This is a genomic window from Citrobacter freundii complex sp. 2025EL-00176 (assembly GCF_053309355.1).
The window spans coordinates 40,985-61,904 of sequence record NZ_JBRYHT010000002.1; the positions used below are offsets into that span (position 1 = coordinate 40,985).

The following is a 20,920-nucleotide window of genomic DNA, read 5'->3' on the forward strand; positions in this document are numbered from 1 at the left end:
AGCACGATAGTTTTGACGTTTACTATGTTGCACCTTTTTATTTCCACCGTGAGGGATTATGCGTTTCAGGCAATTGTTACCACTTTTCAGTGCGCTCTTCGCGCTGTATATCATTTGGGGTTCCACCTACTTCGTTATTCGCATCGGCGTTGAAAGCTGGCCGCCGTTGATGATGGCTGGCGTGCGTTTTCTCTCTGCGGGCATTTTGTTAACCGCATTCTTACTGATTCGCGGGCATAAGCTGCCGCCTCTGCGCCAGCTCCTGAACGCCGCGTTAATTGGTATTCTGCTGCTGGCTGTGGGTAATGGGCTAGTTACGGTCGCAGAACATCAAAATGTGCCTTCCGGTATCGCTGCCGTGGTGGTTGCTACCGTTCCGCTGTTTACGCTGTGCTTTAGCCATTTTTTTGGTATTAAAACGCGTAAGCTGGAGTGGATGGGGATAGCCATTGGGCTGGCAGGAATTATCATGCTGAACAGCGGCGGTAATTTAAGCGGTAATCCCTGGGGTGCTGTTTTGATCCTGATAGGTTCGATGAGCTGGGCGTTTGGCTCGGTGTACGGTTCACGCATAACGTTACCCGTTGGCATGATGGCCGGAGCCATTGAAATGTTAGCCGCCGGTGTTGTGCTGATGTGCGCTTCACTGATCTCCGGGGAAAAGCTCACCACTAAGCCAACATTTTCAGGCTTTATGGCGGTGGCGTATCTGGCCCTGTTTGGTTCTATTATTGCCATTAACGCGTATATGTACCTGATCCGCAACGTCAGTCCGGCATTAGCCACCAGCTATGCCTACGTTAATCCGGTCGTTGCCGTGCTGTTAGGCACAGGTCTGGGGGGAGAAAGTCTGGCGCCCATCGAATGGCTGGCGCTCGGGGTGATCGTATTTGCGGTGGTATTGGTAACCCTGGGTAAATACTTATTTCCCGCTAAAGCAGATGTCGTGGTGACCCCGTCGGAAAAGACATTACAGTAAGTGAATACCGAGAGTGTCGATCTGCGCAGTTGCGCCACCGCCGCAGATCCACTCGATGACACGTTCAGATAACGCTTCATCGTCCAGTTTTTCGCGCCCGCGCAGGGCGCACTCCCAGACAATCAGTACACGCCAGCCCAGCGCCTGCAATTTTTCACAATCCCTCGCGTCACGCTGGACATTTTTGCCTATTTTTTCCAGCCAGAATTCCGTTCGCGTGGCGGGGACTTTAAACAAGTAGCAGTTGTGATGATGCCAGAAACAGCCATGGGTAAAGATCACACAACGGTAATCATCCACCACAAAATCGGGGCGACCGGGTAACGTCGCATCCTGCACGCGAAACGTTACGCCCTGCTCTGTCAGTATGCTGGCAAGGCGTTTTTCAATGGCGGTATCGCGGGTTGCTATCGCCCGCATATTCTTACTGCGCGTTGCTTTATCGTGAACGTCTGCCATGCAGGTTCTCTTTCTCGCGAATAGCAACCGCCTGTTTGATTTTCGGCTCCAGCAGTCTGGCAACCGCCGCGAAGGCCGGAACGACCACCGAATTACCAAACTGGCGATAAGCCTGAGTATCTGACACCGGGATCCTGAATTGATAGCCCTGCGGTGATTCAAATCCCATCAGGCGCGCGCACTCCCGTGGTGTAAGCCTGCGCGGACGGTGCTGCTGGTTCAACGGATCGTCAAAATCCTTTTCACCCAGCGCCATATCCCAGCCGCGGTCGACAAGGATCTCAGCGCCATCTTTATAATAGCGTGCCGATAATGTGCGGGTTACGCTATCGGGATTACCGGGGTACACCATGCCATAGCCAAACCCATTGCCCCGCGCCTGGTGCTTTTTCGCATAGCGATAGAGATATTTCCACAACACCGGCGTCAGCACATATTTCGCATCGACGGTCGGCTCAAGCAGCTCCGCCAGCGTCGTACGCCGCTGCGGATAGCGAGTGACAATATTGCGCAGCGTGAAATCTGATTTCAATTGCAGATCGCGTCGAAATCCGACGAGCACAATACGTTCACGATGCTGAGGTAAAAAATGTTGCCCATCGATAATTTTCGGATCGTCAGGTCCATTATCCGCCGCATCCGCGACGTCATAACCCAGCTCATCCAGCGTCTGCATAATGATACGAAACGTTTTACCCTGGTCGTGACTTTTCAGGTTTTTGACGTTTTCGAGCACAAATATTGCTGGTCGACGCGCGTCGATAATACGCACCACGTCAAAAAAGAGTGTGCCTTGTGTATCGCAGGCAAAACCGTGGGCCCGCCCTAACGCATTTTTTTTTGATACCCCGGCCAGGGAGAAGGGCTGACAAGGAAATCCCGCCAGCAGTACATCATGTTCTGGAATGTGCTGGCGAATATGTTTCGCCGCCTGCTGGTCGCTCACCCCATCATGATGGCTCAGCGTGACATCGCGAATGTCTTCATTAAAGTGATGCTGGAGTGGATCGCAATAGTTGTTCGCTTTGTAGGTACGCACCGCATGCTTGTTCCATTCGCTGGTAAACACGCACTGCCCGCCAATCGCCTCAAAGCCGCGACGAATCCCGCCAATGCCGGCAAACAGATCGATAAATCGAAAGGCATAATGCGGATGATGCGCAGGTGGCGTCGGCAGCAAGGAATTCAGATGAGTAAGCTCATTGTCGCTGAGGCGATGCCATGTTTCGTTCGCCACCACTCGCTTAAAGATGGCCGGACTCCAGCGGTTCTCGCCAACACCATTCAGATGAGCAACCAGGGTTTTCACGTCATATATTTCAAGCAACTTAGCCAAAATCACCTGCGCGGCGGCCTTGTTATCATCTGTCATCGGGTTCATGGAGCCTGCTACTGAAAAATTATCCTGCATACATTTAACCGGCCGAAATGGATAACCGACAGATTAACATAAAATAGTGCGGTTGACGTCGCGGCTGTACTGGCGGCTAACCTGCTTTAAAGGGTTGAATCGCGTCAAGATCCAGCATTTCATACTCCCCTTTTAACTCCGCACTCAGCTTCGCCATGTACGTCAGTAAGAAGTCAGCATTATGCTGCGCTAAATGTCGACCTTGTTCAGTTTGCATTGTCAGCGGCAGTGTCAATAATTTGGTCTGAAAGTGATCGAGCGCGTACTGTTTATCGTCAAGGCTACGCTGCCGCGCGAACGGATCTTCCGCGTCAAACAGCGCAACCCCCAACGCACCGGAGACGGCAAACACGCGCGCTAACCCAATGGCGCCCAACGCCTCAAGCCTGTCGGCATCCTGCACAATTTTAGCTTCAATGGTTTCCGGTGCGATTCTGGCGCTGAAACTGTGCGCCTCAATGGCATGACACACGGCCGGTATACAGTGTTGCGGAAAATCAGGGAAGTCACGCATCAACACGCGGCGTGTTTCCTGCGCCGCCAATACCGACGAGCGATGACGATCCGGATGGTTTTTCGGTAAGCTAACAAGATCATGGAAGTAGCACGCGGTAAGAACCACCAGCCAATTTACGGTCGCATCTGTACTTAGCTTTTGCGAGGTCTTCCACACGCGACGAAAATGAGAGATATCATGGGCAGCATCCTGCCCGGAATGGTTATCCTGTAGCCAGGCTTCAAATTTTGCCTGCCAGTCCTGTAGTTCCATGCGGTCTCTCTTTGCAGAAAAAAACTACCATAACAACAATTTCCATATGAGACCACTCCCAGTGCTTCAGTTTATATACATATATTATTGCTCTCGATTTTATATAATCACAGGAAATTTATTGCTTCCGGAGAATCGTATCGAGAGAGAATTACACGCAATCAAAAATAAAATAACCCCCACCAATAATATATACAACAACAATGAATAAATAAAATACATAAGCAACTGATAAAAAGAGATTTGTTACATCAATTAATTTATAAAAAAGATACAGACCGAATTATAAAAAGACAATCAAGAAACATCTTGAAATACCTTAAATATATTTGTTACATGTTATATTTTAAATTAAATGAACTTCATAGATAGTATCCAAATGTAGTCTTTCGGATAGTACTACATATTCATATTAATTATTATCATAAGGGAATACATAATGAAAAGAAAAGTACTGGCACTTCTCCTGCCTGCTTTATTAGCTGCTGGCGCAGCGAATGCGGCTGAAATCTATAATAAGAACGGCAATAAACTGGATCTGTACGGCAAAGTTGATGGTCTGCGTTATTTCTCTGACGATGCGGGTAGCGACGGCGATCAGACCTATGCACGTGTGGGCTTTAAAGGCGAAACCCAGATCAACGATATGCTGACAGGTTATGGTCAGTGGGAATATAACGTTCAGGCCAACGGTACTGAAGGTGACAAAGGTGATTCCTGGACCCGTCTGGCTTTCGCTGGTTTAGGTTTTGGTCAGAACGGGACCTTTGACTACGGTCGTAACTATGGCGTCGTCTACGACGTTGAAGCCTGGACCGATATGCTGCCAGAATTCGGTGGCGATACTTACACCCAGACCGACGTGTATATGACCGGCCGTACCAACGGCGTTGCCACCTACCGCAATAAAGGTTTCTTCGGTCTGGTTGATGGTCTAAACTTCGCTCTGCAGTACCAGGGCAATAATGAAGATGGTGATCGGGGATGGACAGGTCAGGAAGGTTCCGGTAACAGCACAAACCGTAGTCTGGCGAAAGAAAATGGCGACGGTTTTGGTATGTCTACCTCCTATGATTTCGACTTCGGTTTAAGCCTGGGTGCGGCGTACTCTGCATCTGACCGTACCGACGATCAGGTTGCCCGTGGCTACCAGGACGGAATGAACCAGCGCAACAACTATGCTGGCGGTGAAACCGCTGAAGCCTGGACCGTTGGTGCAAAATATGACGCTAACAACGTGTACCTGGCAGCCATGTATGCTGAAACCCGCAATATGACCTATTACGGTGGCGGCAATGGCGAAGGTAATGGCGGTATTGCCAACAAAACGCAAAACTTTGAAGCCGTCGCTCAATACCAGTTTGATTATGGTCTGCGCCCATCCATCGCTTATTTGCAGTCTAAAGGCAGTGATTTAGGCGGCCAGGAAGTAAATCGTGGCAACTGGCGTTATGTCGACAAAGATCTGGTCAAATACGTCGATGTGGGTGTGACTTACTACTTCAACAAAAACATGTCCACCTACGTTGATTACAAAATCAACCTGCTGGACGAAGACGACAGCTTCTATGAAAGCAATGGTATCGCGACTGACGACATCGTTGCCGTTGGTTTAGTCTACCAGTTCTAATTACCACATAAATACGCAAGCCCGCTTCATTTGAAGCGGGCTTTTTTACTGCACGGGGATAAGATCTGCTAACAGCGCCAGATATCCGACACTCTTTCACTAGAATTAATGCGGGGAAGATTTTGAAAAAATATTAATAACCAGAACCCCAGCGCAAATCAGGAACATACCTGCGATCGCCGGGAAATCCAGCTTTTGCCCACTTACCAACCAGCCCAAAAGGCTGATTAATACGATTCCAGCACCTGACCAAATTGCGTACGCAATACCCGTTGGAATGGTCGACAGCGTCTGAGCGAGAAGATAAAAAGCAGTGCAGTAGCACACAATGGTTGCTACAGATGGCCATAGGCGTGTAAATCCGTCAGAGAACTTCATCAGGGTTGTACCTATTACTTCAGCTACAATGGCCCCGGCAAGGAGAATATATGAATTCAAAATCTGGCCCCGTGTGACATTCTAAAACAATCATCGTATCACAAGGGTTAAGTGAGGTTGAACACAACCAAAACTACTTTCGCTCAGTATAAAAGACAGTCTTAAGTGCCGCGAGGTCTGCTATGCGCGGACGTTGTGGTTAATTTTAACGTCACCATAGAAGTCACATCTGTCTGTGGATTGCCAGCTTCGAATGCCCAGCTTTCCATTTCCCTGGTAAGTTTTTGCTTAGTATCAGCATCAATTACTCCATCAGGAAATCTGATATTTATAACTTTTCCTTTATCATCAATATCATATACCACTTTGAATTTGTTATTTTCATCCACCAACGTTCTTACCTCGGTTTTGCTGATTGTTTCACTTGCATGAGTACTAAAAGCGAAACCAGCCGACAAAGCAGCAATAAAAGCCACACCAAAAATCTTGTTATTCATAGAGTTATCCTCTCGCAAATAAATAATGATAAATAGAAATAATTATCATTTCTACTGTTTGTTTTTACAGCTACGCAGGGTGTGGCAATAAAGAAGGACCTGAGCTGGCACTGTCACGGCACAGAGCCAAGCCGAATCTGACAGTCCGCTCTGTGCCAGCAGCGGAGCGTTAGCAAGGTGGAGCATGATATTTCGTAGGCTCTTATAGACAAATGAGAAACATAATCACATGTAAACTCAGCGGGATTGCAACGTTAAAGCGGTATTTTCCCCCGGAGAACCCAGATGTTTACGCATATGCGTATTGCCAAACCCGTCAACAATCTCGAAAGGTCTTTTCTGATGTACAGCCAGGGATTGGGGCTACATAAAATTGCTGAATTCAACGATCATGAGGGTTTCAATGGAATAATGTTAGGGTGGGAAGACTTAGACTGGCACATAGAATTCACTTTTTGCCAAAACCATCCCGTTCAACCTTTGCACACTGAAGAAGATTTACTCGTTCTTTATTACCCTGATGAAAATGAATGGTTGCGTGCCTGCGAAAGAATGAACGATGCTGGTTTCAGAATGACAGCGTCATTCAATCCCTACTGGGACGTGAACGGAAGGACATTTGTGGACCTCGACGGATATAGGGTTGTTATCCAAAACAAGTCGTGGACATGACCCAATAAATATTGCCAGGTTGCCACCGTCTTGTGCGTCCGCTCATCGCTCAAAGAAAACTGTCAGATTTATCCTCGAGGGGCTTTTGCTAATTTCTCTAACGGCCTGATTTCTGGAGAACGCTCTTTTATTCTCAGGTCACAAAACTGAACGCCAGGTTGTGGTTTATGACAGAAAAGTGAAAATTTCCCCCACATTGGATCTTCCAGTATTGGGCAAATCAGAAGATGATGATGGCGAGTTTTATACCAAGTGAATATACCAACACTATACCAAGTGTGACATGAGTCGTTGAAAGGAATTGAGCTAAGTGTTTGAATAGTGGCGGAGAGAGGGGGATTTGAACCCCCGGTGGAGTTGCCCCCACTCCGGTTTTCGAGACCGGTCCATTCAGCCGCTCTGGCATCTCTCCGTTTCGGCGGTTGCCATGATGCCAAGTAATTTGGCATTTTAACAGACTCAGTTCCGTCAATTTCGTTCAAGTGACGAGTTTGCGAGCAAAACGATGATTAAGTGGCCCTGGAAAGAGCAAGAAATAGCCCGAAATGACGACTGGCCCTGGGATAACGCCCTGGCTATTCCGTTGCTGGTGAATCTCACCGAGCAAGAACAAGCCAGACTTATCGCCCTGGCCGAGCGCTTTTTACAGCAAAAAAGATTGGTAGCACTTCAGGGGTTTGAACTGGACCCGCTGAAAAGTGCGCGCATTGCTCTGCTTTTCTGTTTACCTGTTCTGGAATTGGGGATCGAGTGGCTCGATGGGTTTCATGAAGTTCTCATCTACCCTGCCCCATTTGTTGTGGACGATGAATGGGAAGATGATATTGGGCTGGTGCACAATCAACGTGTCGTTCAGTCCGGGCAGAGCTGGCAGCAAGGTCCGATAATCCTCAACTGGCTTGATATTCAGGATTCCTTTGATGCCTCAGGCTTTAATCTGATCATTCATGAAGTCGCGCATAAGCTGGATATGCGTAATGGCGATCGCGCCAGCGGTATTCCGGCGATTCCTCTGCGAGATATTGCCGGCTGGGAGCACGACCTGCATGCCGCAATGAACAACATTCAGGATGAAATCGATCTGGTAGGGGAAACCGCATGCAGTATAGATGCTTACGCTGCAACCGACCCGGCCGAATGCTTTGCCGTATTATCCGAGTATTTTTTCAGTGCCCCTGAACTATTTGCGCCACGTTTCCCGGCTTTATGGCAGCGTTTCATCCTGTTTTATCGCCAAAATCCAATGCAACGGTTACGAGATAACCCCGAAGATGACCATTATCGCTCATCAAATGTGCATTAACACTGATTTTGAAGATTAATTAACCAATTGAAATGACGCGCTAATTTTACTGTTGACACCTCAGGGTGAGGTCAGTAATATGCGCCTCGTTCACACGATTCCTCTGTAGTTCAGTCGGTAGAACGGCGGACTGTTAATCCGTATGTCACTGGTTCGAGTCCAGTCAGAGGAGCCAGATTTAAGAGGCCTGCTTAAGGAAACTTGAGCAGGCTTTTTGCTTTTCAGGCTTGCATAAAAGCATCCTGCATAAACGTTCTGCCTGTTGTACCGCCCCTATTCCATGTCTCATCACACCCTTGATTAAAGTTATGTAAATGTAAATCGTTTAAACTTTGCAATTATTGTAACTGCTAGTGATTATCATTTATTGTACGCGAGCCAAAAGAACGAGCCCTGCTCGGTTCACTGTACGTTCCAATTACTCTGGGATATAAACGATGAATGCTCTGCCTCGCACCGGACTGCGCCGTATCACGCTTGCCTCTGCCCTGGTCTTCACTGTTAGCCTGCCGGCTTTCGCCCAGGAAACATTAACGCTTTACACCACCCGTGAACCGGGCCTGATTCAGCCTTTACTTGATAGCTGGACAAAAACCAGCGGTATAAAAGTAAGTACGGTCTATATCAAGGATGGCATGCTTGAGCGTGTCAAAGCAGAAGGAAAAAATTCCCCTGCCGACTTGCTGATGACCGTTGATGCAGGCAATCTCCTCGATCTCGTAGAAGCGGGTGTGACCCAACCGGTAGAGTCAGAAGCGCTGAAAGCCGCCATTCCTGCTAACCTGCGCGGTGCGGATAATCAGTGGTTTGCGCTTTCTATGCGTGCCCGCGTACTGTATGCCGAAAAATCGATGCCCATCGATAACTGGCATTACGAACAACTCGCCAGCCCGGAGTATAAAGGTAAAGTCTGTATCCGCTCTGGACAACATCCGTATAACACGGCGCTGATCGCCGCGATGATTGCCCATCACGGTGAAGCGAAAACCGAAGACTGGTTGCGCGGCGTGAAGGCTAACCTGGCCCGTAAAGCCACCGGCGGTGACCGCGATGTTGCCCGCGATATCCTCGGTGGAATTTGTGATATCGGTCTGGCTAACTCCTATTACGTCGGCCATATGAAAAATGCCAAAGAAGGCAGCGATGCTCGTCAATGGGGCGATGCCATCAAAGTTGTAAAACCAACCTTTGAGAATGGCGGTACGCACGTCAATATCAGCGGCGCTGCCGTTGCCCGCTATGCGCCAAATAAAGCCGATGCCGTTAAGCTGATGGAATATCTGGTTTCCGCGCCTGCCCAACAGCAGTATGCGAAAGCGAACTTCGAATATCCGGTACTGAAAGGCGTAACGCTTGATCCAATTATCAGCGCCACCATTGGTGAAATTGATGTTGATAAAACACCGTTAACCGAAATCGTGAAGTATCGTAAACAAGCTAGCCTGCTGGTAGATAAAGTTGGATTCGATCAATAAACCTTTGCAGTTTCCAGCGTTACGCGGCCTGGTTTCCGGGCCGCAGTCATTATTAACGCCGTTGCATCTTGGCGCGCTGTGCGTGGCGCTTGGCGTCCTGACACCCGTCATTGCGCTGATCTGGCAGGCTAGCCAGGCCGATTTATCTCACTGGGATAATCTCCTGACGTGGGTGTTGCCTGCCGCGTTAAAAAACACCGTACTGTTGTTAGCGGGTGTCGCCGTGATGGTCGGCGTCATTGGCGTAGGTAGCGCATGGGCGGTGACGGCATGGGATTTTCCTGGACGCAAAATTCTCAGTTGGGCGCTACTGTTGCCGCTGGCGATGCCGACCTACATCGTCGCCTTTGCCTGGCTCGATCTGCTGCATCCGATTGGTCCCCTGCAAACATTTATCCGTTTCTTACTCGGCTTTGACAGCCCACGACAGTTCCGCCTGCCAGATTTACGCTCTCTTCCCGGCGCAATAATTCTGCTCGGATTAGTCCTTTATCCTTACGTGTACCTGACCACCCGCGCCATGTTTATCAGCCAGCCGGCTCATTTACTGGAAGCCGCACGTACGCTGGGATGCAGCGCGACCGGAACGTTTTTCCGTGTTGCCCTCCCCATGGCACGTCCCGCCCTGGCCGTTGGGATCAGTCTGGCATTGCTGGAAACGCTTAACGACATCGGCGCGTCGGAATTCCTCGGGGTACAGACATTAACTGTTACCGTGTACACCACGTGGATCTCGCGCTCTGATTTATCTTCAGCTGCGCAAATCGCCTGCATGATGCTGATGTTTATCTTCTTTATTCTGACGCTGGAATTTTATGGCCGCAGAAAACAGGGATTCAGCAGCCGCAGTCTACGGGGAATTCAACCCACGCGCGTGCAGAGCTGGCGCGGCTGGCTGCTCGGTGCCGTTATCTCGCTGCCGGTTGTGCTCGGGTTTCTGGCCCCAGTGCTGTTTTTAATGTGGGAAAGCGCTAAACGTATCGGCGATGACAACCTCCTCTCCCCTTCGTTACTGTCAGCATTGCAAAATACACTCTTGCTCGCGGCGGGAACCACGCTGGTGGTGGTTTGCGTCAGTCTGTTGGTGGCCTGGAGCGCGCGCCATAGCGCTGCAGACAACGCGATGCCGGGGTTTCGCCGTGGCGTGATGCGTCTGGCCTCTTTAGGCTACGCGGTTCCCGGCACGATCCTGGCGATTGGTTTTTTAACGCCTGCCATGGCGGTTGACCGTTGGCTGGCTGATTTGCTGGATGTGCGTGGCCTACCGCTGATGTCAGCCGGGATCCTGCTGGTTATTTGCTGTGCTATGCGTTTCCAGGCGATTGCCATCGGCGCGCTGGATTCCGGTTTGGGGCGAATTCCACCTTCGCTGGAACAGGCTTCCCGGCTGTTGGGCGAGAACGGTGCGGGCACGTTTGCACGGGTTCATTTCCCCTTGCTGCGTCCGGCCTTAGTCAGCAGCGCCTTGCTGGTTTTTGCCGACGCGATGAAAGAGCTACCCACAACATTGCTTTTGCGACCGGTTAACTTCGAAACACTGGCAACATTGCTGTATGCGGAAGCAGCTCGTGGAACTTATGAAGAAGGTGCTATCGCCGCGCTAATGATTGTTTTAGCTGGCACGCTGCCGGTTATTTTATTGGTGCGTCACCAAATGACTCGCCGGGGTTAAGAGAGTAACAATGTCAGAAATTGCATTACGCCTCCAGGATGTGCACGTTGCCTATGGCAACAGCCAGCAAGCGGTACTAAACGGGTTTTCAATGTCGGTACGCAAAGGGGAAATCGCCTGTCTGTTGGGCGCCTCAGGCTGCGGGAAAACCACGGTGCTACGCGCCGTTGCGGGATTTGAACGACTGCGAAGCGGAGAGATCTATGTCTCCCAGCATCGTGTTGCCGCTCCTGGTTTTCATCTGCCGCCGGAAAAGCGTCATGTTGGTATGGTTTTTCAGGAATATGCGTTATTTCCGCATCTGACCGCACAACAAAATGTCGCCTTTGGATTACGCCGCATGCCGCGTGAAGAGCAGCAGACCAGGGTGGCGGAACTGTTAAAAATGGTGGAGTTACATAGCCATGCCAACCACTATCCCCATGAACTTTCCGGCGGACAGCAACAACGCATCGCGCTCGCGCGTGCGTTAGCGCCGCATCCGGAAATCCTGTTACTGGACGAACCCTTTTCCAGCCTTGATAAGCGCACACGTGAGCGCCTGGGCAACGAGGTACGTGATATTTTGCGCGCTGCCGGGCAAACAGCACTGCTGGTTACTCACAGCGAACACGAAGCGCAGCTAATGGCAGACCATATCGGGGTGGTAAAAATGGGGCAGTATCAAATTAAAAAAGCGCCCCACCTTACCTGACGATAAACCTGGGTCGCTTTAATATTAGAAATGCTGCTGAACCTGGCTGATGTTTACTGGCATACCGGAGCGCCTTTCCAGCGCCTGATTCCCGCGGCTCACGTCCACGCCACTCCCGCTGATAAATGTGCGCAAAGCGGGAGTGATTGGCAAGGGAACCTTTCTGTCAGACTCGTACTCCGAACGATTTCGTGACAGCGGCTCATGCACTTCTACCCAGCGACTGCCGTCTGGCTCCACGCTGTATTTTACCGGTCGGTCAATCAGTTGCACACGCGTTCCAACCGGCACCGTGTCAAACAAGTACTTAATATCGTCATTACGCAAACGGATGCAGCCCTGGCTCACCCGCAGACCAATACCAAAGTTAGCATTAGTGCCGTGAATGGCATAAAGCCTGCCGATATAAATGGCATACAGGCCCATCGGATTATCTGGTCCGGCAGGAACAAACGCGGGCAATGTTTCTCCGCGAGCAGCATATTCGCGACGGGTGTTCGGCGTCGGCGTCCAGCTCGGCGCTTCCTGCTTACGCTCGACCGCCGTCACCCAGTTACGCGGGGTTTCTCGCCCTGCCTGACCAATACCAATGGGTAAAACCTCTACCGTATTGCTGCCAGCGGGATAATAGTAAAGACGCATTTCGGCGACATTGATAACAATGCCTTCACGCATGGTATCCGGCAATATCAGTTGCTGCGGCACGACCAGCGTCGAGCCAGACTTAGGCAAAAAAACATCTACGCCGGGATTGGCCTCGAGCATATTGCTCAACCCCTGCCCGTACTGCGCGGCAAATGCCTCCAGCGGCTGGGTGTTTCCGGGCGGGATCGTAATCGTCAGCGGGGTACCTACCAGACGACTACCTTCTGGCGGCAGCGGATAACTCACCGCTTGCGCTGCCTGACTCGCAAGCAACATGATGAGTGAACAAAGCAGTTTTACACGACGCATCTTTTTCCTTTCCCTTGCCGCAGCAGATATCCAGTAATTATAGCTTTTATTATCTGTTTTAGTGGGTTACAACTTCAATGCGTATAAAAAACCTCGCCATGCGGCGAGGCTCGGGCCTGCCGTAACTATGCTTCTTTACCATCCGGTAGCACAATGTTGCTGGCGGCTAACTGCCCCATATTGCGATACATCGCGCAGGCTGCCTCGATAATCGGCATCGCCAGCGCGGCCCCGCTGCCTTCGCCTAAACGCATCCCCATATTGAGATACGGATCCAGCTCCAGATGCGTCAACGCAGTGCGGGCTCCCTTCTCAGCAGAGAAATGTGACGGAATCAGATAGGGTTTAATCTGCGGTGCAATCTGACAGGCCGCCAGCGCAGCAGAATAGGAAAGAAAACCATCCAGCACGACCGGCAACCCACAGGAGGCCGCGCCAAGCATCACCCCCGCCATGCCAACCAGATCAAACCCGCCAACTTTAGCCAGTACATCGATACCGTCATTGCGATCCGGTTGATTGACGGCAATGGCTCGCCGCACAACCTCAACTTTATTGCCAACTCTTGAAAGCGGCAGATTAGCGCCGATACCCACCACATCCTCGGCATCGCTGCCGGTCAGCACGCTGACGATAGCCGCCGCAGGCGTGGTATTTGCCATACCGAGTTCACCCACGCCAAACAGCGTGACGCCCTCTTTCGCCAGTTCATGGGTATAGCGGATAACTTCCAGCAGCAGTTCCTCGGCCTGTGAACGGCTCATTGCCGGGCCCTGGGCAATATTGCCGCAACCGCGCGCGACGCGCATATTCACTACACCGGGGATAAGCTCCGCGTCAATCCCCACGTCAATGACATGCACCTTTGCTCCAGCCTGAGCGGCCAGAACGCAAACGCCGGTGGTGCCACGCGTCATATTGGCAGCCTGAATAGCCGTGACCACTTTAGGCGAAACAGCAACCCCTTCATCCCAGACGCCGTGATCGGCGCACATCACCAGCATCGCTTTGCCGTTCACATGCGGCGTGCCTTTCAGGCCAGGCATACCAGCCAGTTGCACGGCGAGCGATTCGAGGCGACCAAGACTGCCCGGCGGCTTTAGTAAGCCATCAATATGCTGCTGAGCACGCAGCATCGCGGCGCTGTCAGGTGAAGGGATTGTGTGGAGTAAAGAGGTTAAAGTCTGCATAAGGGTTCCAGTATGTTGGCTGACTCAAAGCAGAGCCAGCAAGAATATCAACTCGCCAAGTTCAATGGCTGCGCCCAGCGTATCGCCGGTTTGCCCACCCAACGTGCGTTTTAATAACTGCCCAAGAATGAAAATCGCTACCATCGTGACAAGCAGTGCCGCCACGCCGCGCATGCCCGGAAGCAGCACGGCGGCCAGGATCGCCGCCAACCCGAGTGTGACGGCGGTTTGACGCCCGGTAACTTTGCCGATGAAGACATTGCCCAGCCCTTCTTCGCGGGCGTAGCGATGTCGATACATCAACAAAACAGCGGTACCCCGCCCGGCGACACATGCCGCCGCCAACGCCGCCAGCATGGGCGTGCCGCGTAAAGCCAGTTCGCTCACCACCAGCACTTTGGCCAGCAAAACGAAAATTAACGCCAGCCCGCCATGGGTTCCCAGGCGGCTGTCGCGCATGATTTCCAGCATCCGCTCGCGTCGACGGGCAGAAAAAATACCGTCGCAGGTATCCGCCAGACCGTCCAGATGAAAACCGCCGGTCAACAACGCCAGCGTCAAGACGGCAAACAAGGCCGCCAGTGGAATACCACACCAGGGCTGCAGCGCCATAAAGACCAGCCCCATCAGCCCGCCAAGCACCACGCCAATCAGGGGAAACATCACGATACCGCGCGAATAGTGCTCGAAATCCAGTCCTTGCGACCAGCGAGCAGGAACGGGCAAGCGGCTGATGAAAGACAGCATTGCCCAGAACAACTTACTCATTTAATTTTGACTCCAATTCCTGATACCACCAGCCACACCTCATCAGCTGCCGCCGCCAGCCGCTGGTTCACGCGCCCTGCAATATCGCGAAAATGACGGGCCAGACGGTTTTCCGGAACAATCCCCATTCCGACTTCGTTAGTCACCAGTACGACCGTTGCCGGGCAACGCTGACAGGCAGCAATCAGCGAACGGATCTCATCCTCAATGGACTGCTCCATCGCCGCGTAATCCCAGCTATCCGGATCGCTGTCACCGCCCAGTGCAAATAGCAGATTGGTTACCATGGTGGTAATGCATTCCAGCAAAATGGCTTCCTGAGGATCGTTTGCTGCCGTTATCAGTTCATCAAGATGTTGCCAGCGCTCGGCAGTACGCCAGTGCGCGGGGCGTCCATCGCGATGGTGCTGAATTCGGGCCGCCATCTCCTCATCAAAAATCTGCGAAGTCGCGATATACAGAACATTTGGGGAATCAGCGATCAGCGCTTCCGCATGCCGACTCTTGCCGCTTCGTGCGCCGCCCGTAACCAAAATCATCATACGGGCTCCCGGTGTTGCTGCATGATGGTATAAATTTTCTCAATATCGATGTGTTGCCGCATCGCATCCGCCAGCAGATCAAACTGCTGCGATTTATATTGCGCGTAATGGAAGGTGGAATCCAGCGGTGCTAATCCTTTACGTACGCGCAGGCCATTCACCAGCGCACGGGTAAATTCATCGCTGTCGAACAGACCATGAAGATAGGTGCCGAACGCCAGGCCATCCGGCGTTACCGCGCCGTCAGCCACATTGCCGCCGTCTTTGCGCAGCGTCATCACCGACTGGCATGCTTCGGTTAATGCCGTTTCGCCCATATGGATTTCATAACCGCGAACGGATAACCCTGCCGCGCCCGCCAGCCAGGCAGGCAGCGAAGAAGACATTTGCCCCTCAACCAGGGTCGTGGTTTTATGCTGGGCAAAATGGGTCACCGTATTAAGCAAGCCCAGACCCGGCAGCGTACCGAGTCCCGATTCCACCTCATCAATGATGGTATCGCCGAGCATTTGATAGCCACCGCAAATCCCCACCACCGGAACATTATTACGATGCAATTGCACGACGCCATGCGCCATTCCGCTTTCACGCAGCCACACCAGATCGCCCAGCGTGTTTTTGCTGCCTGGCAGAATCACCAGATCGGCCCCCGCCAGTTCTTCTGGCTGGCGAACATAGCGCACGCGCACGTCCGGCTGTGCCGCAAGCGCATTGAAATCAGTAAAGTTAGAAATGTGCGGGAGTTGAACAACGGCAATGTCGATGTCGCGTTTATCAGTACGCAGATACTTGCCCCTTTGCAGCGCCACGCCATCTTCGTCTTCCAGATCAACATCCAGCCACGGCATGACGCCCAGTACCGGAACGCCAGTCAGCGCTTCAATCTGCTCAATACCGGAGTACAGTAGCGCCACATCACCGCGAAACTTATTGATGATCACCCCTTTTACCCTGGCGCGTTCATGGTCATGCAGTAACGCCAGCGTGCCGTAAATAGAGGCAAACACGCCGCCACGATCGATATCTGCCACCAGAATGACCGGGCATTGCGCCATCTCAGCCATGCCCATATTGACGATATCGCGATCGCGCAGGTTAATCTCAGCGGGGCTTCCCGCCCCTTCCAGCACCAGCACATCGAACTCCTGCGCCAGGCTGTTATACACTGACAGGATCTGCTCCCGCAGGCGCGGCTTATACTCGTGATAACTCACCGCATCCATATCGGTCGCCACCTTGCCCATCAACACAACCTGCGCTTTACGATCGCTGGTCGGCTTAAGCAGCACCGGGTTCATACGCACATCCGGTGTAATGCCGGCGGCTTCCGCCTGAAAAATTTGCGCCCGGCCCATCTCTTTACCCTCTGGGGTAATGCCCGAGTTCAGCGCCATATTCTGCGATTTGAACGGCGCGGTACGCAGTCCGTCCTGATAAAAAATACGACACAGCCCGGCGACCAACACGCTTTTACCCACATCAGATGCCGTTCCCTGCAACATTATTGCCTGCGTCATGACGCCTCCTTCAGTGCGTTCTCTCGCATACGACTAAAAAATTCAGCCTCTGTTTTACACAGCGGGAAACCCAGCTCAGTGTGCAGCTTCACCAGCCAGGGCTGAGTTAATCCCGCTTGTTCAATAAGATCCGTCCGGGCGAAAACCTCACCCGGCGTGCCATGCGTCAGCACCTCACCCCGGCGTAAAACGTAAACTGCATCGCTGACTTCATAGATAAGATCGATATCATGGCTGGAGATAACCACGTGGTTTCCTTGCGCTACGATGCGTTTGATTATCTCAATCATCTGCGTGCGACCTGATGGGTCAAGGCCTGCCGTAGGTTCATCCAGTAGCAGATATTGCGCCTGCAACACCAGCGCCCCGGCAATCGCCACGCGTTTTTTTTGCCCGTGGCTTAAACACTGAATAGGCTGCTGGCGAAAATGCTGGGCATCAACCAGCGTGAGCGCATCTTCCACCCGGCGTGAGATTTCAGCTTCATCCACCCCAAGGTTGCGCAGGCTGAACGCAATATCGCTGTCGATATCGGTATAAAAGATTTGCTGATCGGGATCCTGAAATACGGTTGCCACCTGCTGACGTAGCGCCAGCAGGCCACGCTTGCTGTAATCCAGCGGTTTGCCCTGCCACATCACCGCGCCTTGCTGCGGTCGCAATAACCCGCTCAGATTCATAAACAGCGTGGATTTCCCGCAGCCATTGGCCCCTACCAGCCCGGTGACGGCATGCGTAGAAAAGTCCAGCGTTAGCCCTTTGAGGATCGGGTCATCCTGATAGCGAAACCAAAGCGCTGAAGTGGCAAGCATACTTTTCCTTACAGGTGAAAATCACCCTGATACAGTTTGATATCCAGTGTGGTGGTCATTTGCTGGTAGCGGATCAACACACGGGTAAACAACAATCCCACCAGCATCGCCAGCGAGCGGTAGCCCAGCGGCAAACTACGATAACCAAAACGCAGCGTTTGTGCGCGATGAATAGCCAGCGCCTCGTCTAACAGGATAAAAATAAACCGCCAGGTCAGCAGGATCTGTTCAGTCAGCAGGCGAGGAACGTGTGCGCGTTTGAGTAAGATAATCAACTGCGGAAACGGCAGATTCAGCACTAACCAGAAGGTTGCCGCCAGCGCCGCAAGGCTGCGCCAGAAGGTTTCATTGGCGGTCAGAAGTCCAGGGGCGCTTATTCCCAACCAGTAGCTTCCTACAGGTAGGCTTACCAGCAAGGTCTGCGGGTCGCGGCTAAAACTAAACAGGATAGTTACGACGCCGACCGTCAGGAAACCAAACGGTAATGCCATCCAGCGGCACCAACGCCAGAAGGAAATGCGTAGCAGCCAGCAGCTCAGCGCGGCAATCAGTAACAGCTCAATACCCTGCCCCAGCGGGGGCAGAGTGAACGCCAGAATCATCATCATCAGCCAGAGCAGAAATTTCCGCACCGGTGAGACATGAAACCAGCGGCTTTGATAGCTAAGCCTGTCAAGCCCGGTCATCACGGCGTTGCCTGCCCTTGGTGTAACCCAGAATGTAGAAAATTACGGCCGCACCCAGCGAACCCTGGAGCGTAAACAGCAGGCTTTCAATTTCGCCACTTGCCGGTTCGTACAACGGCTGGAACCATGGCTCATAATGCGGTGCGATAGCCTGAATCTGGCTTTCCGCCTCACCATCTGAACCACCGTACTCTCCACCGTGGTTGATAAAGAACGGTAGGATCACCAGCGCCACCACCATGCCTAACAAAATCAGCGTCTTTTTCATCGTTAATGTCCTTGTGCGGTTATCAACTGGCGTTTGGTTAGCTGGTCATAAATCATTACGGTGAGCAGACCTTCCGCAATCGCGATGGGGATCTGCGTCAGGCAGAAAATGCCCATGAATTTCACAATCGACCCCATAGCACCAGCGGACGGATCCGGGAATGCAACGCCCAGTTGCACCGAGGTAACAAAATAGGTGACGAGATCCGCCAACATGGCGCACAGGAAGACGCAAACATCCCGGCGCAGCCCCGCGCGGCAGGCCATTTTCCACACCATGTAACCCACTACCGGGCCAATCACCGCCATCGACATGCCGTTAGCGCCGAGCGTCGTTAAACCACCGTGCGCCAGCAATAGTGCCTGGAACAGCAGGACGATTGCACCGAGAATAGCGACCACACCCGGTCCGAACAGGATAACCGCCAGGCCGACACCGGTCGGATGCGAGCAGCTTCCGGTAACGGAAGGAATTTTCAGCGCCGACAGCACAAAAATAAAGGCACCACACAGAGCCAGTAACACTTTTTGGTGACTGTCTTCCTGTACGATTTGACGCAAGCGCACTAATCCGTACCACAGGCAAGGTAAAAACAGCAGCCACCAGGCCAGCGCCCACATTGGCGGCAAGAAACCTTCCATAATGTGCATGGCGAACGCTTGCTCAGGAACAATCATCAGTAATAGCGCCGCAGCCAACCCGCTGAAAGACAGCTGTTTTAGCTGTTGTTCAAGCTTCATTGTGCATACTCCCACTGTTTATTAACCAGAATGGTCGAGAAATAAGGCAGCGGCCGATCGTCGCTGACTTCGTTAAGATGACGCCAGCACTGCTCACCCGGCAGCGTGGCTTCAGACATCATCAACGCGCAATCCAACAAGCCCTCTTGTTGCAGCAACGCTTTGATGCGCGCAAAACGACCGTACACCTTCATCAGCACCAGGCTGTCATGCTGCTTTAACGCCTGCTGGATTTCCGCTTCCGGCGCTGTACAGGAGACCACTGCCAGCGACTGTTGCTCCATAGCGAGCGGCGTTTTTGAACGCGCGGCAATCGCGGCAAAAGAGGTCACGCCCGGAACGATTTCCAACCAGTCAGGACAGCCAATACGCTGGAGTAAAAAGACCCATGTACTGAACAGCATGGCGTCGCCGAGAGTGATAAAACCTACCTGCTTACCCGCTTCGACTTCCTGCACCAGCGCGGCAGCAACCTCATCCCACACCGCCTCTTTTTCAGCGCTGTCGGCACTCATCGGAAAATGGCAGCAGCGGACTTCGGTCTGCTTGCCGATATACTCCCGCACGATCGACAGCGCCAGGCTATCGCCGCCTTTCCGCCCGGCAGGCGCATAGAGGATATCGAGATGACCCAGCGTGCGCGCAGCCCTTACGGTAATCAGATCGGAAGCACCTGGCCCGGTGCTTAATGCGTACAGTTTGCCGCTCATGCCGCTTCCTCCAGCGCCACATTCAGCGCCTGCTGTAAATGCGCCACAAACATAGCGCGCACCGCTGGATTTTCACCCAACCCACTGAGCCACGGCGTAGCCCGTATCCCGGCCGCATTGAACAATGTCTTCCACGAATCATCTTCGTCGGAGGCCATATCATTAATGGCATGGTCGCCAGCAACTAACATCAGCGGCATCAGATGCACCTCCGTCACCCCTTCCTGAGACAAACTTGCAATTAACACATCTACTTCCGGGTAGCTTTCCACCGCGCCGACCCGCGCCGGGTAGCGCTGCGCTGTCATCATATGGTCGAGACAGGCATAAGCGGCAAAGGCATGATGGCTGGCGCCGTGCCCCATAAACACCACTTTTTCCTTTTCGCCAAGCGGCGGCATCTGCTGTTGCAGCGCCAGCATCAGCTGTGCGTAATCCTCATGGCTGCTCAGCAGCGGTACGCCGAGCGTCAGGCGAGAAAACAGCGGACGCATACTTTGCACTTCGCGGACAATTTTTTCGTATTCGTCGCCGTTGATAATGTGCAAAGACTGAATAGCCACATCCTGATACCCCTGCTCTGCCAGCTTTTGCAGCGCCTGCAACGGCGTGTCGATGTCAATGCCGTCACGCTGCTTGAGCTTGCGGATAATCATCCCGGAGGTAAACGCCCGGAACAGGTCACGATCCGGGCAACTGGCCGCGAGATCGCGCTCACAGGCCACAATATTTTTCTCACAGGTGTCGTGATAGCTGGTGCCAAAGCTGACCACCAGAAGCGCCTTTTTCATCTC

The 20,920-nt window shown here is 52.4% G+C and carries 23 protein-coding genes, 2 tRNA genes and 1 pseudogene; 9 read left to right on the forward strand and 17 right to left on the reverse strand.

Annotated features, from left to right (window positions below; genetic code table 11):
• Positions 1-58 precede the first annotated feature (58 nt).
• Positions 59-979 (forward strand): drug/metabolite exporter YedA, encoded by a 921-nt coding sequence (gene yedA, locus ACVXHP_RS07250; protein ID WP_447571167.1) that lies wholly within the window; start codon positions 59-61, stop codon positions 977-979.
• Here yedA and ACVXHP_RS07255 read toward each other — a convergent pair.
• From ACVXHP_RS07255 to ACVXHP_RS07265, 3 genes are all read right to left on the reverse strand, one after another.
• Entirely contained in the window at positions 971-1,438 is a 468-nt protein-coding gene (locus tag ACVXHP_RS07255) for a very short patch repair endonuclease (RefSeq protein WP_200006045.1), read from the reverse strand. The two genes, yedA and ACVXHP_RS07255, sit on opposite strands and share 9 nt — an antisense overlap.
• Positions 1,419-2,849: a DNA cytosine methyltransferase gene (locus ACVXHP_RS07260; RefSeq protein ID WP_447571168.1), complete on the reverse strand. Its 1,431-nt coding sequence runs from the start codon at positions 2,847-2,849 to the stop codon at positions 1,419-1,421. The genes ACVXHP_RS07255 and ACVXHP_RS07260 overlap by 20 nt, the downstream gene beginning before the upstream one ends.
• 76 nt (positions 2,850-2,925) lie before the next feature.
• A complete protein-coding gene (locus ACVXHP_RS07265) occupies positions 2,926-3,618 on the reverse strand; it encodes a phosphohydrolase (RefSeq protein ID WP_447571169.1) in 693 nt (230 codons plus the stop codon).
• 439 nt (positions 3,619-4,057) lie between these two features.
• Here ACVXHP_RS07265 and ompC point away from each other — a divergent pair, with 439 nt between their 5' ends.
• On the forward strand, positions 4,058-5,248 hold the full coding sequence (ompC, locus tag ACVXHP_RS07270; protein ID WP_316129581.1) for a porin OmpC: 1,191 nt from the start codon (positions 4,058-4,060) through the stop codon (positions 5,246-5,248).
• Between the two features lie 105 nt (positions 5,249-5,353).
• On the opposite strand, the gene ACVXHP_RS07275 is transcribed toward ompC, so the two are convergent.
• Together ACVXHP_RS07275 and ACVXHP_RS07280 are read right to left on the reverse strand one after the other, a co-directional pair.
• The gene (locus ACVXHP_RS07275) at positions 5,354-5,686 is read right to left on the reverse strand and encodes an EmrE family multidrug efflux SMR transporter (protein WP_200006041.1); all 333 of its coding nucleotides are present in this window, start codon (positions 5,684-5,686) and stop codon (positions 5,354-5,356) included.
• Positions 5,687-5,787: 101 nt separating this feature from the next.
• Positions 5,788-6,123, reverse strand: coding sequence for a hypothetical protein (locus tag ACVXHP_RS07280; RefSeq protein ID WP_316129580.1), 336 nt, complete (start codon positions 6,121-6,123; stop codon positions 5,788-5,790).
• 285 nt (positions 6,124-6,408) lie between these two features.
• Between ACVXHP_RS07280 and ACVXHP_RS07285 the strand changes: the two genes are divergently transcribed.
• The gene (locus ACVXHP_RS07285; protein ID WP_447571170.1) at positions 6,409-6,795 is read left to right on the forward strand and encodes a VOC family protein; all 387 of its coding nucleotides are present in this window, start codon (positions 6,409-6,411) and stop codon (positions 6,793-6,795) included.
• 127 nt (positions 6,796-6,922) lie between these two features.
• Positions 6,923-7,051: pseudogene (locus tag ACVXHP_RS07290) on the forward strand (hypothetical protein); the annotation flags it as partial.
• Positions 7,052-7,117: 66 nt separating this feature from the next.
• On the opposite strand, the gene ACVXHP_RS07295 reads toward ACVXHP_RS07290, so the two are convergent.
• A tRNA-Ser gene (locus tag ACVXHP_RS07295) sits at positions 7,118-7,207 on the reverse strand.
• Positions 7,208-7,300: 93 nt separating this feature from the next.
• Between ACVXHP_RS07295 and mtfA the strand changes: the two genes are divergently transcribed.
• The 5 genes from mtfA (at position 7,301) to ACVXHP_RS07320 (ending at position 11,939) form a co-directional block, all read left to right on the forward strand.
• On the forward strand, positions 7,301-8,098 hold the full coding sequence (gene mtfA / locus ACVXHP_RS07300; protein WP_200006038.1) for a DgsA anti-repressor MtfA: 798 nt from the start codon (positions 7,301-7,303) through the stop codon (positions 8,096-8,098).
• A gap of 99 nt (positions 8,099-8,197) precedes the next feature.
• Positions 8,198-8,273: transfer RNA gene (locus tag ACVXHP_RS07305), tRNA-Asn, on the forward strand.
• Between the two features lie 262 nt (positions 8,274-8,535).
• Positions 8,536-9,573 (forward strand): extracellular solute-binding protein, encoded by a 1,038-nt coding sequence (locus ACVXHP_RS07310; protein WP_304700191.1) that lies wholly within the window; start codon positions 8,536-8,538, stop codon positions 9,571-9,573.
• Positions 9,557-11,245 carry an ABC transporter permease gene (locus ACVXHP_RS07315; RefSeq protein ID WP_447571171.1) on the forward strand — a complete coding sequence of 563 codons (1,689 nt, stop codon included), beginning with the start codon at positions 9,557-9,559 and terminating at the stop codon, positions 11,243-11,245. Before ACVXHP_RS07310 ends, ACVXHP_RS07315 begins: the two co-directional genes overlap by 17 nt.
• A 10-nt stretch (positions 11,246-11,255) precedes the next feature.
• On the forward strand, positions 11,256-11,939 hold the full coding sequence (locus ACVXHP_RS07320) for an ABC transporter ATP-binding protein (RefSeq protein ID WP_447571172.1): 684 nt from the start codon (positions 11,256-11,258) through the stop codon (positions 11,937-11,939).
• 24 nt (positions 11,940-11,963) lie between these two features.
• Here ACVXHP_RS07320 and ldtA read toward each other — a convergent pair whose 3' ends face one another.
• The 11 genes from ldtA to cbiK all read right to left on the reverse strand — a co-directional run bounded on the left by ldtA (position 11,964) and on the right by cbiK (position 20,917).
• Positions 11,964-12,893, reverse strand: a complete 930-nt coding sequence (gene ldtA, locus ACVXHP_RS07325) for a L,D-transpeptidase (protein ID WP_447571173.1) — start codon at positions 12,891-12,893, stop codon at positions 11,964-11,966.
• Positions 12,894-13,018: 125 nt separating this feature from the next.
• Positions 13,019-14,083: a nicotinate-nucleotide--dimethylbenzimidazole phosphoribosyltransferase gene (gene cobT / locus ACVXHP_RS07330; protein ID WP_447571174.1), complete on the reverse strand. Its 1,065-nt coding sequence runs from the start codon at positions 14,081-14,083 to the stop codon at positions 13,019-13,021.
• 24 nt (positions 14,084-14,107) lie between these two features.
• Positions 14,108-14,851 carry an adenosylcobinamide-GDP ribazoletransferase gene (gene cobS, locus ACVXHP_RS07335; protein ID WP_447571175.1) on the reverse strand — a complete coding sequence of 248 codons (744 nt, stop codon included), beginning with the start codon at positions 14,849-14,851 and terminating at the stop codon, positions 14,108-14,110.
• Positions 14,848-15,393, reverse strand: a complete 546-nt coding sequence (gene cobU, locus ACVXHP_RS07340) for a bifunctional adenosylcobinamide kinase/adenosylcobinamide-phosphate guanylyltransferase (RefSeq protein WP_262798689.1) — start codon at positions 15,391-15,393, stop codon at positions 14,848-14,850. The genes cobS and cobU overlap by 4 nt, the downstream gene beginning before the upstream one ends.
• A complete protein-coding gene (locus ACVXHP_RS07345; RefSeq protein WP_447571176.1) occupies positions 15,390-16,910 on the reverse strand; it encodes a cobyric acid synthase in 1,521 nt (506 codons plus the stop codon). The genes cobU and ACVXHP_RS07345 overlap by 4 nt, the downstream gene beginning before the upstream one ends.
• A complete protein-coding gene (locus ACVXHP_RS07350) occupies positions 16,907-17,722 on the reverse strand; it encodes an energy-coupling factor ABC transporter ATP-binding protein (RefSeq protein ID WP_200005997.1) in 816 nt (271 codons plus the stop codon). The genes ACVXHP_RS07345 and ACVXHP_RS07350 overlap by 4 nt, the downstream gene beginning before the upstream one ends.
• An 8-nt stretch (positions 17,723-17,730) precedes the next feature.
• A complete protein-coding gene (locus ACVXHP_RS07355; protein ID WP_304701279.1) occupies positions 17,731-18,408 on the reverse strand; it encodes an energy-coupling factor ABC transporter transmembrane protein in 678 nt (225 codons plus the stop codon).
• Positions 18,395-18,676, reverse strand: a complete 282-nt coding sequence (locus tag ACVXHP_RS07360; protein ID WP_006683999.1) for an energy-coupling factor ABC transporter substrate-binding protein — start codon at positions 18,674-18,676, stop codon at positions 18,395-18,397. The genes ACVXHP_RS07355 and ACVXHP_RS07360 overlap by 14 nt, the downstream gene beginning before the upstream one ends.
• 2 nt (positions 18,677-18,678) lie before the next feature.
• Entirely contained in the window at positions 18,679-19,416 is a 738-nt protein-coding gene (gene cbiM / locus ACVXHP_RS07365) for a cobalt ECF transporter S component CbiM (RefSeq protein WP_038641642.1), read from the reverse strand.
• Positions 19,413-20,126 (reverse strand): cobalt-factor II C(20)-methyltransferase, encoded by a 714-nt coding sequence (locus ACVXHP_RS07370; RefSeq protein WP_316130192.1) that lies wholly within the window; start codon positions 20,124-20,126, stop codon positions 19,413-19,415. Before ACVXHP_RS07370 ends, cbiM begins: the two co-directional genes overlap by 4 nt.
• Positions 20,123-20,917, reverse strand: coding sequence for a sirohydrochlorin cobaltochelatase (cbiK, locus tag ACVXHP_RS07375; RefSeq protein WP_447571177.1), 795 nt, complete (start codon positions 20,915-20,917; stop codon positions 20,123-20,125). Before cbiK ends, ACVXHP_RS07370 begins: the two co-directional genes overlap by 4 nt.
• Positions 20,918-20,920 lie beyond the last annotated feature (3 nt).

Excerpts from the sequence above, each read along its gene's own strand:
- yedA (WP_447571167.1), top strand. The coding sequence starts at position 59 with ATGCGTTTCAGGCAATTGTTACCACTTTTCAGTGCGCTCTTCGCGCTG.
- ACVXHP_RS07255 (WP_200006045.1), bottom strand. The coding sequence starts at position 1,438 with ATGGCAGACGTTCACGATAAAGCAACGCGCAGTAAGAATATGCGGGCG.
- ACVXHP_RS07260 (WP_447571168.1), bottom strand. The coding sequence starts at position 2,849 with ATGCAGGATAATTTTTCAGTAGCAGGCTCCATGAACCCGATGACAGAT.
- ACVXHP_RS07265 (WP_447571169.1), bottom strand. The coding sequence starts at position 3,618 with ATGGAACTACAGGACTGGCAGGCAAAATTTGAAGCCTGGCTACAGGAT.
- ompC (WP_316129581.1), top strand. The coding sequence starts at position 4,058 with ATGAAAAGAAAAGTACTGGCACTTCTCCTGCCTGCTTTATTAGCTGCT.
- ACVXHP_RS07280 (WP_316129580.1), bottom strand. The coding sequence starts at position 6,123 with ATGAATAACAAGATTTTTGGTGTGGCTTTTATTGCTGCTTTGTCGGCT.
- ACVXHP_RS07285 (WP_447571170.1), top strand. The coding sequence starts at position 6,409 with ATGTTTACGCATATGCGTATTGCCAAACCCGTCAACAATCTCGAAAGG.
- mtfA (WP_200006038.1), top strand. The coding sequence starts at position 7,301 with ATGATTAAGTGGCCCTGGAAAGAGCAAGAAATAGCCCGAAATGACGAC.
- ACVXHP_RS07310 (WP_304700191.1), top strand. The coding sequence starts at position 8,536 with ATGAATGCTCTGCCTCGCACCGGACTGCGCCGTATCACGCTTGCCTCT.
- ACVXHP_RS07320 (WP_447571172.1), top strand. The coding sequence starts at position 11,256 with ATGTCAGAAATTGCATTACGCCTCCAGGATGTGCACGTTGCCTATGGC.
- ldtA (WP_447571173.1), bottom strand. The coding sequence starts at position 12,893 with ATGCGTCGTGTAAAACTGCTTTGTTCACTCATCATGTTGCTTGCGAGT.
- cobT (WP_447571174.1), bottom strand. The coding sequence starts at position 14,083 with ATGCAGACTTTAACCTCTTTACTCCACACAATCCCTTCACCTGACAGC.
- cobS (WP_447571175.1), bottom strand. The coding sequence starts at position 14,851 with ATGAGTAAGTTGTTCTGGGCAATGCTGTCTTTCATCAGCCGCTTGCCC.
- cobU (WP_262798689.1), bottom strand. The coding sequence starts at position 15,393 with ATGATGATTTTGGTTACGGGCGGCGCACGAAGCGGCAAGAGTCGGCAT.
- ACVXHP_RS07345 (WP_447571176.1), bottom strand. The coding sequence starts at position 16,910 with ATGACGCAGGCAATAATGTTGCAGGGAACGGCATCTGATGTGGGTAAA.
- ACVXHP_RS07350 (WP_200005997.1), bottom strand. The coding sequence starts at position 17,722 with ATGCTTGCCACTTCAGCGCTTTGGTTTCGCTATCAGGATGACCCGATC.
- ACVXHP_RS07355 (WP_304701279.1), bottom strand. The coding sequence starts at position 18,408 with ATGACCGGGCTTGACAGGCTTAGCTATCAAAGCCGCTGGTTTCATGTC.
- ACVXHP_RS07360 (WP_006683999.1), bottom strand. The coding sequence starts at position 18,676 with ATGAAAAAGACGCTGATTTTGTTAGGCATGGTGGTGGCGCTGGTGATC.
- cbiM (WP_038641642.1), bottom strand. The coding sequence starts at position 19,416 with ATGAAGCTTGAACAACAGCTAAAACAGCTGTCTTTCAGCGGGTTGGCT.
- ACVXHP_RS07370 (WP_316130192.1), bottom strand. The coding sequence starts at position 20,126 with ATGAGCGGCAAACTGTACGCATTAAGCACCGGGCCAGGTGCTTCCGAT.
- cbiK (WP_447571177.1), bottom strand. The coding sequence starts at position 20,917 with ATGAAAAAGGCGCTTCTGGTGGTCAGCTTTGGCACCAGCTATCACGAC.